This window comes from Serratia sp. BNK-10, assembly GCF_047456065.1.
In the GTDB taxonomy this organism is placed as follows: Bacteria; Pseudomonadota; Gammaproteobacteria; order Enterobacterales; family Enterobacteriaceae; genus Serratia; species Serratia ureilytica.
The window spans coordinates 1,587,056-1,601,436 of the sequence record NZ_CP179894.1 but is presented as its reverse complement, the minus strand read 5'-3'; the positions used below and the strand labels follow the sequence as shown (position 1 = coordinate 1,601,436).

The 14,381-nt window shown below is 61.2% G+C and carries 12 protein-coding genes and 1 pseudogene; 6 read left to right on the top strand and 7 right to left on the bottom strand.

The window, feature by feature from the left end:
- Position 1: 1 nt before the first annotated feature.
- The 4 genes and pseudogenes from ACMGG9_RS07690 to ACMGG9_RS07675 form a co-directional block, all read right to left on the bottom strand.
- Positions 2–1,270, bottom strand: a complete 1,269-nt coding sequence (locus ACMGG9_RS07690) for an FAD/NAD(P)-binding oxidoreductase (RefSeq protein ID WP_342173882.1) — start codon at positions 1,268–1,270, stop codon at positions 2–4.
- The gene (locus tag ACMGG9_RS07685) at positions 1,263–1,523 is read right to left on the bottom strand and encodes a (2Fe-2S)-binding protein (RefSeq protein WP_033642632.1); all 261 of its coding nucleotides are present in this window, start codon (positions 1,521–1,523) and stop codon (positions 1,263–1,265) included. The genes ACMGG9_RS07690 and ACMGG9_RS07685 overlap by 8 nt, the downstream gene beginning before the upstream one ends.
- Positions 1,520–2,644, bottom strand: coding sequence for an NAD(P)/FAD-dependent oxidoreductase (locus ACMGG9_RS07680; RefSeq protein ID WP_089194525.1), 1,125 nt, complete (start codon positions 2,642–2,644; stop codon positions 1,520–1,522). The genes ACMGG9_RS07685 and ACMGG9_RS07680 overlap by 4 nt, the downstream gene beginning before the upstream one ends.
- Positions 2,644–3,590, bottom strand: a pseudogene (locus ACMGG9_RS07675) (4-hydroxyproline epimerase). The gene ACMGG9_RS07680 and the pseudogene ACMGG9_RS07675 overlap by 1 nt, the downstream one beginning before the upstream one ends.
- Positions 3,591–3,977: 387 nt before the next feature.
- On the opposite strand from ACMGG9_RS07675, the gene ACMGG9_RS07670 reads away from it, so the two are divergent.
- From ACMGG9_RS07670 to ACMGG9_RS07650, 5 genes are all read left to right on the top strand, one after another.
- Positions 3,978–4,832, top strand: coding sequence for an AraC family transcriptional regulator (locus ACMGG9_RS07670; protein WP_033642629.1), 855 nt, complete (start codon positions 3,978–3,980; stop codon positions 4,830–4,832).
- Between the two features lie 207 nt (positions 4,833–5,039).
- Positions 5,040–5,960 carry a dihydrodipicolinate synthase family protein gene (locus tag ACMGG9_RS07665; protein ID WP_033650710.1) on the top strand — a complete coding sequence of 307 codons (921 nt, stop codon included), beginning with the start codon at positions 5,040–5,042 and terminating at the stop codon, positions 5,958–5,960.
- Positions 5,961–6,014: 54 nt separating this feature from the next.
- Positions 6,015–7,631 carry an aldehyde dehydrogenase (NADP(+)) gene (locus ACMGG9_RS07660; RefSeq protein WP_342173881.1) on the top strand — a complete coding sequence of 539 codons (1,617 nt, stop codon included), beginning with the start codon at positions 6,015–6,017 and terminating at the stop codon, positions 7,629–7,631.
- A gap of 44 nt (positions 7,632–7,675) precedes the next feature.
- On the top strand, positions 7,676–9,241 hold the full coding sequence (locus tag ACMGG9_RS07655) for an APC family permease (RefSeq protein WP_033642626.1): 1,566 nt from the start codon (positions 7,676–7,678) through the stop codon (positions 9,239–9,241).
- Between the two features lie 18 nt (positions 9,242–9,259).
- Complete coding sequence (locus ACMGG9_RS07650) at positions 9,260–10,273, top strand: Ldh family oxidoreductase (RefSeq protein WP_033642625.1); 1,014 nt, start codon at positions 9,260–9,262, stop codon at positions 10,271–10,273.
- Between the two features lie 46 nt (positions 10,274–10,319).
- On the opposite strand, the gene ACMGG9_RS07645 is transcribed toward ACMGG9_RS07650, so the two are convergent.
- From ACMGG9_RS07645 to ACMGG9_RS07635, 3 genes are all read right to left on the bottom strand, one after another.
- The gene (locus ACMGG9_RS07645; RefSeq protein ID WP_033642624.1) at positions 10,320–11,000 is read right to left on the bottom strand and encodes a hypothetical protein; all 681 of its coding nucleotides are present in this window, start codon (positions 10,998–11,000) and stop codon (positions 10,320–10,322) included.
- 177 nt (positions 11,001–11,177) lie between these two features.
- Positions 11,178–11,606, bottom strand: coding sequence for a universal stress protein (locus tag ACMGG9_RS07640; RefSeq protein ID WP_033642623.1), 429 nt, complete (start codon positions 11,604–11,606; stop codon positions 11,178–11,180).
- A 179-nt stretch (positions 11,607–11,785) separates the two neighbouring features.
- Entirely contained in the window at positions 11,786–12,502 is a 717-nt protein-coding gene (locus ACMGG9_RS07635) for an autoinducer binding domain-containing protein (RefSeq protein WP_033642622.1), read from the bottom strand.
- A 347-nt stretch (positions 12,503–12,849) separates the two neighbouring features.
- On the opposite strand from ACMGG9_RS07635, the gene ACMGG9_RS07630 reads away from it, so the two are divergent.
- Positions 12,850–14,379 (top strand): 3-hydroxyacyl-CoA dehydrogenase NAD-binding domain-containing protein, encoded by a 1,530-nt coding sequence (locus ACMGG9_RS07630; protein WP_414162017.1) that lies wholly within the window; start codon positions 12,850–12,852, stop codon positions 14,377–14,379.
- The last annotated feature ends 2 nt before the right edge of the window (positions 14,380–14,381 follow it).

Sequence of the window (14,381 nt, the reverse complement as noted above, 5' to 3'; positions counted from 1 at the left end):
ATCAATTATCGTCGTCGCTGCAATGCCTTCCCAGAGCAACCAGCGTTTCCGTCCGCACCGGCGTTAAAGGGACGCGTGGCGGCGGCAAAGGCCACCCCAACAGGTGCCGCGCCGCCGTCGCACAAACCTTGCCCTGACAGGCTCCCATACCACAGCGGCTGCTCAGCTTGGCCGTGTTCCAGTCAGGTTGATGGCATACCTGTTCCAGCGTGACGTCTTCGCAGCGGCACAGCAGCGTCTGCGGTTTGGCCAGATAACTCGTGCGTTCATCAAGCGCAAAAGCGGCCGCTGTCGACGTGGCGAAACGCCGCCATCGCCGCCGCTGCACCGTCAGGGATTCGGCTTTTGCCTTTTGCCCGGTGGCGGCATAACCGGCGATGGCGCCGGTGGTGAGCGCCAATTCACTGCCGCCGATACCGGTACACTCCCCGGCGGCATAAATTTGCGCCTGGCTGGTTTGCTGCCAATAATCCACCGCGACGGCGTCGTGTGCGATCCGGCATCCCAGCAGCATCGCCAGTTCAATATTCGCCACCAAACCGAAGCCGCAGGCCAGCCTGTCGCAGGCCACCATACTTTCCCGCCCGCCGTTACCGACGCGCACTGACGTCAAGCGCTCTTGCCCCAATGCCGCCAATACTCGGCTATCGGCACGGTAATGAGGCTGAATCAGAGAAAACGACTGACGCAGCTTGGACGGCCAACGCCACAGGCCGCCGGCGAACGCCGCCAATCGCCGCAGAGCCGCCTGTTCCGCTACCAGCACGACCTCGCCACCGGCCTGTTTCACACTTTTCGCCACCGCCAGCAGCAACGGACCGCTGCCGGCTATCACCACCCGCTCGCCGCGGATCGCCAGCCCCTGCTTGATTTGCGCCTGTAGACCACCGGCGCCGCTCACTCCCGGCAACGTCCAGCCAGGAAACGGCAGCAGCAGCTCACGGGCGCCATTGCATAGAATCAGCTTTTGATAGCGAATCACGCCGCAGCCTTCGGCGTCTTCATACGCCAATCGGTTAGCGCCACACTGCGCCACCAGCTTGCAGCCGGAGTGCAGCACAATATTTTCCCGCGCCGCCATCGCCTGCCGATATCGTCTCGCCGCTTCAGTCAAAGCCACCTGCGGCCCATCACGCCAGATTTGCCCACCGGGGTGCGGATTATCATCGATCACCCGTATCTGCCCCCCGTTTTCCGCCGCCGCCAGCGCTGCCGCCATGCCGGCCGGCCCGGCGCCGACGATCAGCACCTCGCAATCGAAGTCACTCATCATCGCTCCTCTCAATCCGCATGCCGGATTGGCACAACGTCTGGCACGCCAGGCGGCGCAGACCGTTAATGGTTACCCGGCACTCCTGACAAACGCCCATGCCGCAAAATGGTGCGCGCGGCTGGCGTGAAATCGACAACCGGCAATGATCCCCGCCGCACAAACTGAGCGCCGCGGCAACGCTGATGCCAACCGGCACCCGGTAGGGTTTGCCGTCGATGCTCAACGCGAGCGTGTTTTGCCTCTCTTTCATACGGGCAGCTCCTCGGCGGCAAACGCCCGCGCCGCCAAATACGGGGAATCATCAATCTCCGGCGCCTGCCGGCCGATCTGCGCAGCAAGCAGCGCGGCGCTGCCGAGGGCGGTCGTGACGCCCAGCCCCTCGTGCCCCAACGCCAACCACAACCAGGTATGCCGCGGATGTGCGCCCAACAGCGGCAATCCATCGGCAGAGGCGGCGCGCAGCCCGGTCCAACAGCGAATGATGTTCAGCTGCGCCAGTGTGGGCAAGAAATGCTGCGCGCGCATGAGCATCGCCGCCAGCAGCGGCATATCTAATGACGAATCGACGGAATCGAACTGGCGGGAAGAACCGATCAGCCATTGCCCGGTGGGCCGCGCCTGCACATTGAACGCCACGGAAGCGCCGTCGCTGGCATGCGCGCTGGCGCCATACCCCAGCTCCACCAACTGATGCCGCACCCGCGGCGGATAACGATCGGTGATCGCCAGGTGGCCCTTCTTGGCACGCAGCAACGGCTGCGATAACAAATCATTGGCCCGCAGGCCGCAGGCCAAGACGACCACCGGCGCCGCCAGCTCTCTGCCGTCCGCCAATCGCACCGCCGCCTCGTCCAGCGCGATCGCTTCACCCTGCACCACATCGATCGCCACGCCAGCGTCGGCCAACAGCCAACGCGCCGCCTGCGGCGCATACAAAATGCCGTCGCCCGGCACCCGCAGCCCACCGGCGAGCCCCTGCCGCAGCATCGGCTCCATAGCGGCAACCTGCTCCGCCGTCAGCAGTTCCGCCGCCACGCCCTGCTCCGCCAGCCGCGCCCGCTTTTGTTCGGCGATGGCCATTTCATTCGCTTGCTCCGCTAACCACAGCGTTCCGCAGCCGCGCCAGGCGCAGGCTTGCGGCATCCGGCCCGTCACTTCACGCCATAACCGCAGCGAATAAGCGCTCAACGCCAGCTCGGCCGGGTTGTCGTCCATGCATACCAGGTGCCCCATGCCGGCGGCGGTGGCGCCGGCGCGACAGTCGTCCACCACCGAGACGCGGTACCCCTCCCTCGCCAACCGCCAGGCGCAGGCGGCGCCGATGATGCCGGCACCCACCACGATGGCATCAACTCCCCGTCCGCCGCCCATCAGCGTATGCCCCAGACAAAAGGATCGCGTTCGTCGAGCAACAGTTGGCTATCGGCGCATACATAAGCCTGCCCACGAATAAAGGGGGTGATGCGCTCGCCGTTCCAGCGGTAATAAGCCTGGAATTCGCTGCCGATGACGCTGGCCTGGCGCCAGTGCATATCGGGCGCCAGTTTGCCGTCCGCCGCCAGACACGCCAGCTTGGCGCTGGTGCCGGTGCCGCACGGCGATCGATCGTAGGCTTTGCCGGGGCACAACACGAAGCTGCGGCTGTCGGCCTGCGGATCGTCACCGAACAGCTCGATATGGTCGATCGCCCCGCCGTCTTCGCCACGAATGCCCGCCTGTTCAAGCGCCTGCCGGACCGCCCAGGTGAACGCGGTCAGCGCCTCCAGATTGTGTTTATCGATGGTCAACGGCGACTCGCCGATGAGAAAAAACCAGTTTCCCCCCAGGCAATGTCCCCCGTCACCGGGCCGTAACCGGCCACCTCAACTCGCACCTGGTGGCGATAACGATAAGCCGCCACGTTCTCTACGGTAACGCTGCCGTCATCATGCAGCGTGGCGTTCACCGGGCCGACCGGGGTCTCGATCAGATGACGCCCGGCGCGGATGCGCCCGAGATGCGCCAACGAAGCAATCAGCCCGATAGTACCGTGGCCGCACATGCCCAGATAGCCGGTGTTGTTGAAAAAGATCACCCCGGCGGTAGCCTGCGGCGAACAAGGCCGACACAGCAACGCCCCCACCAACACGTCATTGCCGCGGGGTTCGAGCATCACCGCGCAGCGCCAATCGTCATAATGTTGCGCGAAATGCGCCCGCCGTTCCGCCATGCTGCCTTCGCCAAGGTCGGGGAAGCCTTCGACGATCAGCCGGGTCGGCTCCCCGCCGGTATGAGAATCGATCGCCCGCAAAGCGGTGATATGCGCAGAAAGTGCCATCGGCGTCTCCAGGGTTAATGAGATGTTACCAATAGCGTTAGCCTGAACGAATGCGCGCATGACGGCTTGATGCGTTTCGGCGTGGCGAATGAAGAAATCAGCACAATGAGGACAGGCTAGCCTGGCCCATCACGGGCATACGTTTAACGCAACCATAACAATAACTTATTTATCATTACGTTACTTTCATGCTAGACCACCGCGTAGCGAGAAATACCGCAGTTTTCAAGCAACCGGCGCGCGCCGTCCGGCAAAAGTATGCGGCGATCCGCATATTTGGTAGCCAGCCGGAAATAGCGCTTGATTCGTTACAAAAAAGTTAATATTGATGCGAAAGCGCCAACCTGGCCGCCTGTTTTTCCGGCTAACGACCGAAAAGGGACTGCTATGCGATCCATTTCAGACCATCAACATCAGATTTCTCCCTCACCGCCTGCCCTGGTGGAGCTGCCGGATCAGGAGGACGTTTTCGCCGTCGAACATTTGTCGCGCCTGTGCGACGGGCTGGCGCAGCAGCGTCCGAACAACCTGCGCGATCTGCTCAATACGCTGGCGCTGATCGCGCCGTTGCTGAACGCGATTCCCAATGTGGTGTTCTTTATCAAAGACGCCCAGGCGCGCTACCTGTTGGCCAACCTGACGCTGGCCAGGCGCTGCGGCTTCAAGACCGTCGCGCCGCTGCTGGGCAAGACGTCCGCCGACGTTTTCCCCGCGCAGCTCGGATCCGGCTACACCGAGCAAGATCTGCGGGTATTGCGCCACGGCGTGCTGATCCAGGATCAGCTGGAAATGCACCTGTACAACGGCCGTGAAACCGGCTGGTGCCTGACGCAAAAGCTGGCGCTGTACGACGCGCAGGGAAAAATCATCGGAATGGCGGGCATTTCACACGATCTGCAAGAGGCCAAAGCCAATCATCCGGCTTACCAACGGCTGGCCGCGATCGACGTATACATCCGCCGCCACTACGCCCGGCCGATCGCGCTCGAGGAGCTGACGGCGTTGACCGGGTTATCGGTGGCGCAGATAGAACGCTACTGCAAACGTATCTTCCACCTCACTCCGCGCCAGATGATCCACAAAGTGCGGCTGGAAAAGGCCACGGAACTGCTGGCGGGCGAGCTGCCGATCACCGACATCGCGCTGCAGTGCGGCTATACCGATCACAGCGCCTTCAGCCGTCAGTTCAAAGCGATGACCGGTTCCACACCGCGCGATTTCCGCCTGACGCTTTCCGCTTAATTCGCTGATTTACCGCATTAAAAGCATTCTTTATGGCGCACCGGCGCCCGATTTCTGCATGCCCGCTTTCCGGCGCCATTGTGCCAATTTCGTCGCAGCAATCGGCGAAAAGCGTCAAGCCTCCCTGTGCAATACCGGTCAATCTGTCGGTGAGCCTCACCAAAGATTCACTTTTTATTAACACTTTCGGACGACAGGACAAACACGATGAGCCATAAAACCCTAAGCTGGAGCGGCGTATTCCCGGCGGTGACGACCCAGTTCCGCAACGATTTTTCTCTGGACCTCGACGCCACGCATACGGTGATCAAAAACCTGGTGCGTGACGGCGTCTCCGGCCTGGTCGTCTGCGGCACCGTCGGTGAAAACACCTCGATGACGGTACAGGAAAAGCTGGCGGTGATCGAAGTGGCAAGGGACGCCGCCGACGGCCAAGTGCCGGTGATCGCCGGCATCGCCGAATTCACCACCGCCTTCGCGCAAAACATGGCGCGTGAAGCGCAAAAGGCCGGCGTCGACGGCATTATGGTGATGCCGGCGCTGGTCTACTCCGCCAAGCCGCACGAAACCGCCGCGCACTTTCGCAGCGTCGCCGGCGCTACCGATCTGCCGATCATGGTCTACAACAACCCTCCCATTTACAAAAATGACGTCACGCCCGACATCCTGACCTCACTGGTCGACTGCGAGAACATCGTGTGTTTCAAAGACTCGTCGGGCGACACCCGCCGCTTTATCGATCTGCGCAACGAAGTCGGCGATCGCTTCGTACTGTTCGCCGGGTTGGATGATGTGGTGCTGGAGAGCATCGCCGTCGGCGCGCAAGGCTGGATCTCCGGCATGTCCAACGCTTTCCCGCGCGAAGGGGAAACCCTGTTCCGTCTGGCGAAGGAAAAACGCTATGAGGAAGCGCTGGCGCTGTACAGCTGGTTCATGCCGCTGCTGCATCTCGATGCCCGCCCCGATCTGGTGCAATGCATCAAGCTGTGCGAACAGCGGGTCGGCCGCGGCAGCGCCGTCACTCGCCCGCCGCGTCTGGCGCTGCAGGGGGAAACGCTCTCCGAAATCAACGCCGTGATCGATAAAGCGCTGGCCACTCGTCCCGCGCTGCCGAACGTCGGCCTGTAACGCCTTCACCGCCCGGCCACGCCGGGCGTCGCACTTTCTCTACCGGGGGGACCCATGCCCAACGCTCGCGATGCCGCCATCAGCGGCCAACAATTTATCGGCGGCCAGCGCCGTGCTACGGGAGAAGCGGCGCTGCTCAGCCTGCGCGCCGACGACGGTCAGCCGATCGGCTACCGCTTCCACCAGGCTACGGCGGCAGAAACCGCCGCCGCCGCCGAAGCCGCCGCGGCGGCCTTTGATCCCTATTCGCAATGCAGCGCCGAACAACGCGCGAGTTTTCTCGACGCCATCGCCGAGGAGCTGGACGCGTTGGATGAGACCTTCTTCGCCTTCGCCATGCAGGAAACTGCCCTGCCGCCGGCGCGGTTAAGCGGCGAACGCGCCAGAACCAGCGGCCAGATGCGACTGTTCGCCACGCTGCTGCGACGCGGCGACGTCGAGGGCGTGCGCATCGACTGCGCGTTGCCGCAGCGTTCTCCTCTGCCGCGTCCCGACCTGCGTCAATATCGCACGGCGCTCGGTCCGGTGGCGGTGTTCGGCGCCAGCAACTTTCCGCTGGCGTTTTCCACCGCGGGCGGTGATACCGCCGCCGCGCTCGCCGCCGGCTGCCCGGTCGTGTTCAAGGCACACAGCGGCCATATGATCACCGCCGAGCTGACCGCTCAGGCGATCGAGCGCGCAAGGGAACGTATGGGCATGCCCGCCGGCGTCTTCAACATGATCTTCGGCAACCGTGTCGGAGCCGAGCTGGTGCAGCATCCGGCGATTCAGGCCGTGGGGTTTACCGGCTCACTGCAAGGCGGCCGGGCGCTGTTCGATCTGGCCGCGCAGCGTCCCCAGCCGATCCCGGTCTTCGCCGAGATGTCGAGCATTAACCCGGTCGTGATCCTGCCGCAGGCGTTGGCTCGGCGCGGGCAGCACATCGCGCAGGAACTGGTCTCCTCCTTCACACTCGGCTGTGGCCAGTTTTGCACCAAGCCCGGCGTGATCGTCGCGCTGCGCGGCGTCGCCTTCGAACGGTTGGCCGCGACGATGAGCGCATTGGTCGACGCCGCCCCCCCACAGCCGATGCTGAATGCCGGCACGCTGGAGCACTACCGGCGCGGGCTGGTCGCGCTCGATGCCCATCCGCACATACGGCATCTGGCGGGGGGGCGCGAGATTCTGCCCCACCGGGCAGCGGCGCAGCTTTATCAGGCGGAGGAAACATTGCTGCTGCAGGCCGATCCGCTGCTGCAAACAGAGGTCTTCGGCCCGGCCAGCGTGCTGGTGGCGGTAGATAACGAAGCGCAGTTGCATGCGGCGCTGGCGGCGTTGCAAGGCCAGCTGACCGTCACGCTGCTGGCGGAAGACGGCGATCTCGATATGGCCGCCGGGCTGACGGCATTGCTGACGCGCAAAGCCGGCCGGGTGCTGTTCAACGGGTATCCAACCGGGGTAGAGGTGTGCGACGCCATGGTGCACGGGGGCCCTTATCCGGCGACCAGCGACGCACGCGGCACCTCGGTAGGCACGCTGGCCATCGAGCGTTTCCTGCGGCCGATCTGCCTGCAAAACACCCCAGCGGCGCTGCTGCCGCCGCCGCTGCAGGACGCCAACCCGCTCAACCTGCTGCGGCTGGTGAACGGCGTTTACACCCGAGATCCCATAGTTTCACCTGCTCAACATTAGCCCGGCCGCATCTGCCTGCCACTCAATAACAAAAGGGTAATACCATGACAACCCAAGGCAAATTCAAGAAGCAGCTTACGCTCACCGATCTGACGTTCATCGGTCTGGGCGCCATATTCGGCTCAGGCTGGCTGTTCGCCGCCAGCCATGTCTCCTCCATCGCCGGCCCCGCCGGCATCTATTCCTGGCTGATCGGCGGCCTGGCGGTGCTGCTGCTGGGCATCGTCTACTGCGAGCTGGGCGCCGCCCTGCCGCGCGCCGGCGGCATCATTCGCTATCCGGTGTTCTCGCACGGCGAATTGATGGGCTATCTGCTGGGGTTTATCACGCTGATCGCCTTCTCCAGCCTGATCGCTATCGAGGTCGTCGCCGCCCGTCAGTACGCCGCCGCCTGGTTCCCGCTCCTCAGCCAGCCGGGTTCCGGCGATCCGACAGCGCTCGGCTGGCTGGTGCAGTTGGCGCTGCTGTGCTTTTTCTTCGCGCTCAACTACTACAGCGTCAAAACCTTCGCCAAATCCAATAATCTCATCAGCGTGCTGAAGTTTCTGGTGCCGCTGTTGGTGATCGTGGTGCTGTTCAGCTTTTTCAAACCGGAAAACCTGCACAGCCAGGGCTTTGCCCCCTTCGGCTCCGCCGGGGTTGAAGCCGCCATTTCCGCCGGCGGCATCATCTTCGCCTACCTCGGCCTGACGCCGATCATTTCGGTCGCCAGCGAGGTGCAAAAACCGCAGCGCACCATTCCCATCGCGCTGATCCTGTCGGTAGTGCTGTCCACCATCATCTATGTGCTGCTGCAGATAGCGTTTCTCGGCAGTATCCCCAGCGAGATGCTGAGCGGCGGCTGGGCCGGCATCAGCCAACAGTTTTCCCTGCCTTTCCGCGATATCGCCATCACGCTCGGCATGGGATGGCTGGCGTTTCTGGTGGTCAGCGACGCGATCGTTTCGCCCAGCGGCACCGGCAACATCTACATGAACGCCACGCCTCGCGTGATCTACGGGTGGGCGCGCGCCGGCACCTTCTTCAAACTGTTCACCCGGGTGGATGGTGAATCCGGTATCCCGCGCCCGGCGTTGTGGCTGACCTTCGCCCTCTCGGTCTTCTGGACGCTGCCGTTCCCATCGTGGGAAAAGCTGATCGGCGTGGTGTCCGCCGCGCTGGTGCTGAGTTACGCCATCGCCCCGGTCACCGCCGCCGGGCTGCGGCGCAATGCGCCCGATATGCCGCGTCCGTTCCGGGTGCGCGGTTTCTGCGTGCTCGGCCCGCTGTCATTTATCATTTCGGCGCTGATCGTCTTCTGGTCCGGCTGGGACACCGTCTCCTGGCTGCTCGGCTTGCAGATACTGATGTTCTTCATCTACATCCTGTTCAAGAATCAGGTGCCGACCCACGCCGTTAGCCTCAGGCAGCAAATTTGGTCCTCGCTGTGGCTAATCGTCTTCTATGCGCTGACGATCGCGCTTTCCTACCTTAGCAGTTTCGGCGGCATCGGCGCTATTGCTCATCCGTGGGACACCCTCACCATGGCGGTGATTGCGCTGGCGATTTACTACTGGGGCGCCTATACCTGTTTACCCCAGGCCAATTTTATCGGCGATGAAGAAGAATGACCCAGGGAGGACATCGAAATGACAACCATGCACGTTTTGTCGCTGGAACACGCTTATCAACTGGCGCTACGCGCACTGCGCTGCAACGGCTTCAATCAGGCGCATGCCGAGACAGTGGCGCAAAATGTCATTCAGGGCGAGCGCGACGGCTGTGCTTCGCACGGGTTGTACCGGCTGTTGGGCTGCGTCCGCTCATTACGGGCGGGCAAAGTCTCTGCCGATGCGAAACCCAGGCTCTTCGACCAGGCGCCGGCCATCTTGCGCGCCGATGCCGGCGGCGCCTTTTCCCTGCTCGCCTACCGCACCGCTCTGCCGGCCTTTATCGATAAGGTGCGCGCCAACGGCATCGCCGCCCTGGCGATCAACCGCTGCGTGCATTTCTCCGCGCTGTGGGCCGACATCGAACCGCTGACCGAACAGGGTTTAGTGGCCTTAGCCTGCACGCCCAGCCACGCCTGGGTGACGCCGGCCGGCGGCTCACGCCCGCTATTCGGCACCAACCCCATCGCCTTCGGCTGGCCGCGCCCGGCTCGGCCGCCGTTTTTGTTCGACATGGCCACCAGCGCGGCGGCGCGCGGCGAAATCGAATTGCATCGCCGCGCCGGCACCCCGCTGCCGGAAGGCTGGGGCATTGATAAGGCAGGCAACCCCTCCACCGACGCCGCCAGCGTGTTGGAGGGCGCGATGCTGACTTTCGGCGGCCATAAAGGCTCGGCGCTGGCGGCCATGGTTGAATTGTTGGCTGGGCCGCTGATCGGCGACATGACCAGCAAAGAATCGCTGGCCTATGACGACGGCACGGGTTCATCGCCCTACGGCGGTGAACTGATCATCGCGTTGGATCCCGAGCGTTTTCTCGGCGCGGATAAGGAGCGGTATTTCGCCAGCGCGGAGGCGATGTTTGCCGACATGCAAGCGCAAGGCGCCCGCATTCCCGGCGAGCGGCGCTATCGGCAACGACGCCACAGCGAACAATACGGCGTGGAAATCCCCAGGACGCTGTACGACGAGATAGCGGCGCTGTGCGATTAGCGCCGAATTGATGCCCCCGCGCCGCCAATCCGGCGCGGGGCGAAGTTTAGCCTGCCTGAGCCAAGTCGCTGTGCAGGCGCTTGCGCCACACGGGTTTGCTGTCCCATTGGGCGAAATGTTTCGCCTCTTTACCAGGTTGCACTTTGTGCCACATGCCCTCTTGCCACCGGATCGGTTCCTTTCCGCGCAACGTTGGGCGGGTCTGTTTAATCGTTCGTTGCAAGACGCTCGCTTCTTCCGCAGTAATGTTCGGCGCCTGTCTGGCGGCGTCCAGCGCGCGGCTTCCCAGCGGTGCCATCACCTGATACAACACTTTGACCTGCTGTAGCGTCGCTTGCTGATTCGTGCTCATGCCTTTGCCGGACCAGTCGTCGAAATTTTCACCGGGATCGTCACCCTGCGCGCGATATTCGTTACCCGGACCCTCGACGATATTCCAGCCTTGCCAGGTCACCAGGGTATGTAACCCATCGCGATCCTGCAGATTTTCATTCTTGATCTGTTTGAGCACCTCGGCGCGGTTAGGCACACCGATCAGATTCATAAACTCGTCGAGCGCGTTCCAGTGCTCGCCAGCCACCAGACCATTCCAGACATTACGTAAACAGTTCCAGGGGATGGTGTGATGCCAGGTCAGCGTGATAAGCGGTTTGGTTGGCGTATGTTGCCAATGGCTCGGTTCACTGCCTCGATCGCCTCTGATGATCCCATCGACTTCTAATGGCATGGCTGCCCCTCTTCTGGCTGAAATAAAGAATATGCGCAAGGCCGCTGGCCCAGTCGGCATAAAAAACGTCAGCTAAAATCGTAGCAGCTCAGGCTGAGATGGCAATAAAGCAGCCTGCGTTCTGCGGCCGACCGGCGACCGCAGAACGCGCATGAAAACGGCGGGCTTAAAGGAGGATTATCGGACCACCATCACCGATATATTGGCATGGCGAACGATGGCGGCGGCGTTGGAGCCCAACAGATAAGTTTTCACGCTCGGGCGACGCGAACCGATGATGATCAGATCGGCGTCGATCTCTTCCGCCAGTTCCAGCGCCTGATCGCGCGCAGAGCCAAAGCTGACGGTGTAATTGAGGCGATCTAACGGCAGATCGATTTCCGACATGATTTTCTTCAGCTTCTCCACCGCCTTCACTTCCGCCTGATTCTCAAACTCCTTGAGACCGAACGAATAGGCAGTAACAAAAGCCGAGGCATCCGGCAGCGCATGGAAAAAATGCACTTTAGCGCCGGACATCTTCGCCAAATATTCCACATGCTTCAGCGCATGCTCGGTCAACAGATCCTCTTCAATATCTATCGGCACTAAAATAGTCTTGTACATATCACATCCTTTCTATGTAAACCGGGTGCCTACAGAGTACTGCCGCGCACGGGCGCGGTGAACCGCTTTATCACGCTTTTGTGATCGGGGGTAAATACTGATCAGGACAATGCTTAATTTAACAAAATATAAACATCGCGCCGCTAACTGATAGGCGATTAATTATTTATTTCTCGCAATTAAATCAGCTGTAAATAAACGGCTTTGGCGGTGGCTGCGGTCTTATTGGCGACCGAAAGTTTTTTAATCGAGTTACCGATATGGAAATTGATCGTACGTTCACTCACCCCCATCAGCAGCGCGATCTCTTCCGCCGTTTTGCCTTCGCTGCACCAGCGCAAGATATCTTTCTCGCGCAGCGTCAGCACATCTTTTATCGCTTCGTCGTTCACCGATATCAACGCTTCACGCAGCGTTTTGTGGGCGGTTTGCGCCAGCCAAAGGAAAAAGAGTTCATTCACCGCGCCGGCCTGCGGCGTTTGCTGCGGCAGCGTCTTGCCGGCAAAAGTCAGGATCCCCAGGCGGCCATAGCAATCCTTGACCGATTGCGACCACCCGGTGTGCAGACCAAACTGCGACATGCGCTGCCAAAGCGCCGGCCGCTCGTGATAAAAACTTTCGTCCCACTGGAATTGCAGCGTGGAATGGTGGGCTCGCTCGATGACAGGATCCTGCAAATACGCCCGCTGCCGCCGATAATCCTCGAGATAGCGCGCTGGAAACGTTCCTTCAACCCGCATTTTTGGCCGGCTCGCCGGATAACAGGAAAAAACGATGTAGGAGAAATAATCAAAACCCAGCGCCTCGACGCAGCGCCCCAGTTGGGTCAGAAAACGTTCGCGATCGGTCAAACTGCCAATCACCTCCGCCATGAGCCGTTGAGTGCGGGTATCCATAACGCAGGTTCTCCAAATAGCGATGTCGATTTATCGATAGGTCAGACTCACTATAGGATATCGCCGCCCGGCGCCAATAGCCGTTTCATATAATAAAAAATACGAACGCTATAACGAAAAAAGCTATTCCCCGGTTTATTTCCCTCAGAATAAGCCTTTTTATTGGGCTGAGCCGCAAAACTACGCGAATAGCATAACCCCGTCTGCAGGTAAACCTGTCATTTCTACCGTTAGACAGCCAAGACACCGCCAATTACTTTCCTCACAGGCACCCGGTGCCGCCGTAAATCCAAAGAGATAATAAGCATTTGCGAATTTCGCATGGCATACAGTGACGGGGATTTTCTATGGCAGAAAGTAATGCGGCAATTCAATCGGCTGCGATTATCGGCGCGGGAACGATGGGCAGAGGCATCGCTTATCTTTTGGCGCAAAAAAGCATTCGTACGGTGCTTTATAATCGCAACGGCAATACCCTCAATCAAGCTCGCGACGCTATCGTGCAAGACCTGAACAAAAAGGTGGAACAGGGCAAGCTCACGCTGCAGGACAAAGACGCGGTGCTGGCTAATCTGACGTTCTCCGCGGAATTTGGGGCCATCGCCGACAGCGATCTGGTGATCGAAACCATCGCAGAGCATGAGCAAGCCAAACTCGAGGTGCTGGCGGCCATCGCCGCGACGGTCAAGCCCGACACGCTGATCGCCACCAATACCTCCTCACTGTCGCTTAATAAGCTGGCGACGGCGGTGACGCACAGCGAACGCTTTATCGGTTTGCACTTTTTCAACCCCGCGCCGCTGATGAAGCTGATTGAAATCATTCCGGCCTATTTTACCGCACAGGTCACCACCGAACGTTGCCGTCAACTGGTGGCGGCGTTGGGGAAACGCGATGTCGTCTGTCAGGCCACGCCGGGATTTATCGTCAACCGTATGGCCCGCCCCTACTATCTGGAAGGGTTCCGCCTGTTGGAAGAACACGTGGCGCGTGCGCCGCAGATCGACCGCGCCCTCAAAGCCGGCGGACACTTTCGCATGGGGCCGCTCGAGCTGACCGATTTTATCGGTCAGGACATCAACTATCAGGTCAGCCGGCAAATTTGGCAGGACATGCAGTACGATCCGCGCTATACCCCGGGCCATCTGCAGCGCTCGCTGGTCGATGCCGGTCTGTTGGGCAAAAAGAACGGCCGCTCCTATTTTTCCGCCGAAGAATCTCCCCCGCCGCTTGCGGCCGCCGTCGATGCGGAGGTCGAGACGCTACGCATTTACGGTGAACATCCTCTCTTTACCCTGCTACAGCAGCGGGCCCCCCTGCAATGGCCGCGGCTGCGCGTGGAACAACGGCCGACATTACCGGGCCTGGGCGCCGCCATTCAGGTCAATGACGCTTTCACCGTCAGCGTTACCGATGGCCGCACGGCAAACCAGCTTGCCGAACAGACCGCGGCGGACGCCTTTGTCGTCGATGTCGCCCTGAACTACGGCGATACGGCGTACCTGGTGGCGGCGCATAGCCGCCACGCCTCTGCGGCCAATAAGGCGCTGTTTTTACGCCTGCTGCACACCGCGATCCCGCAGGTGGAGTTTATCAAGGATTCCCCGGCCTTGATCGTCGCCCGCGTGCTCAGCAGCCTGATTAACGAGTCGGTGATCATGGTGGAAAGCGGCGTCTGCAGCCGGGAAGACATTGATGTCGCCGCCGTCGCCGGCGTGAACTACGCCGACGGTATTTTCGGCTGGCTCACTCGCCTCGGGGAGGAAAATGTCAGGACGACGCTGAGCAACCTGGCGCAATTGCTGCACGCGGCGCGCTATGCGCCGCATTACACCCTTCTGCACGCCGCCCAACCGGCGCTGACCACCACGCCTTAAGG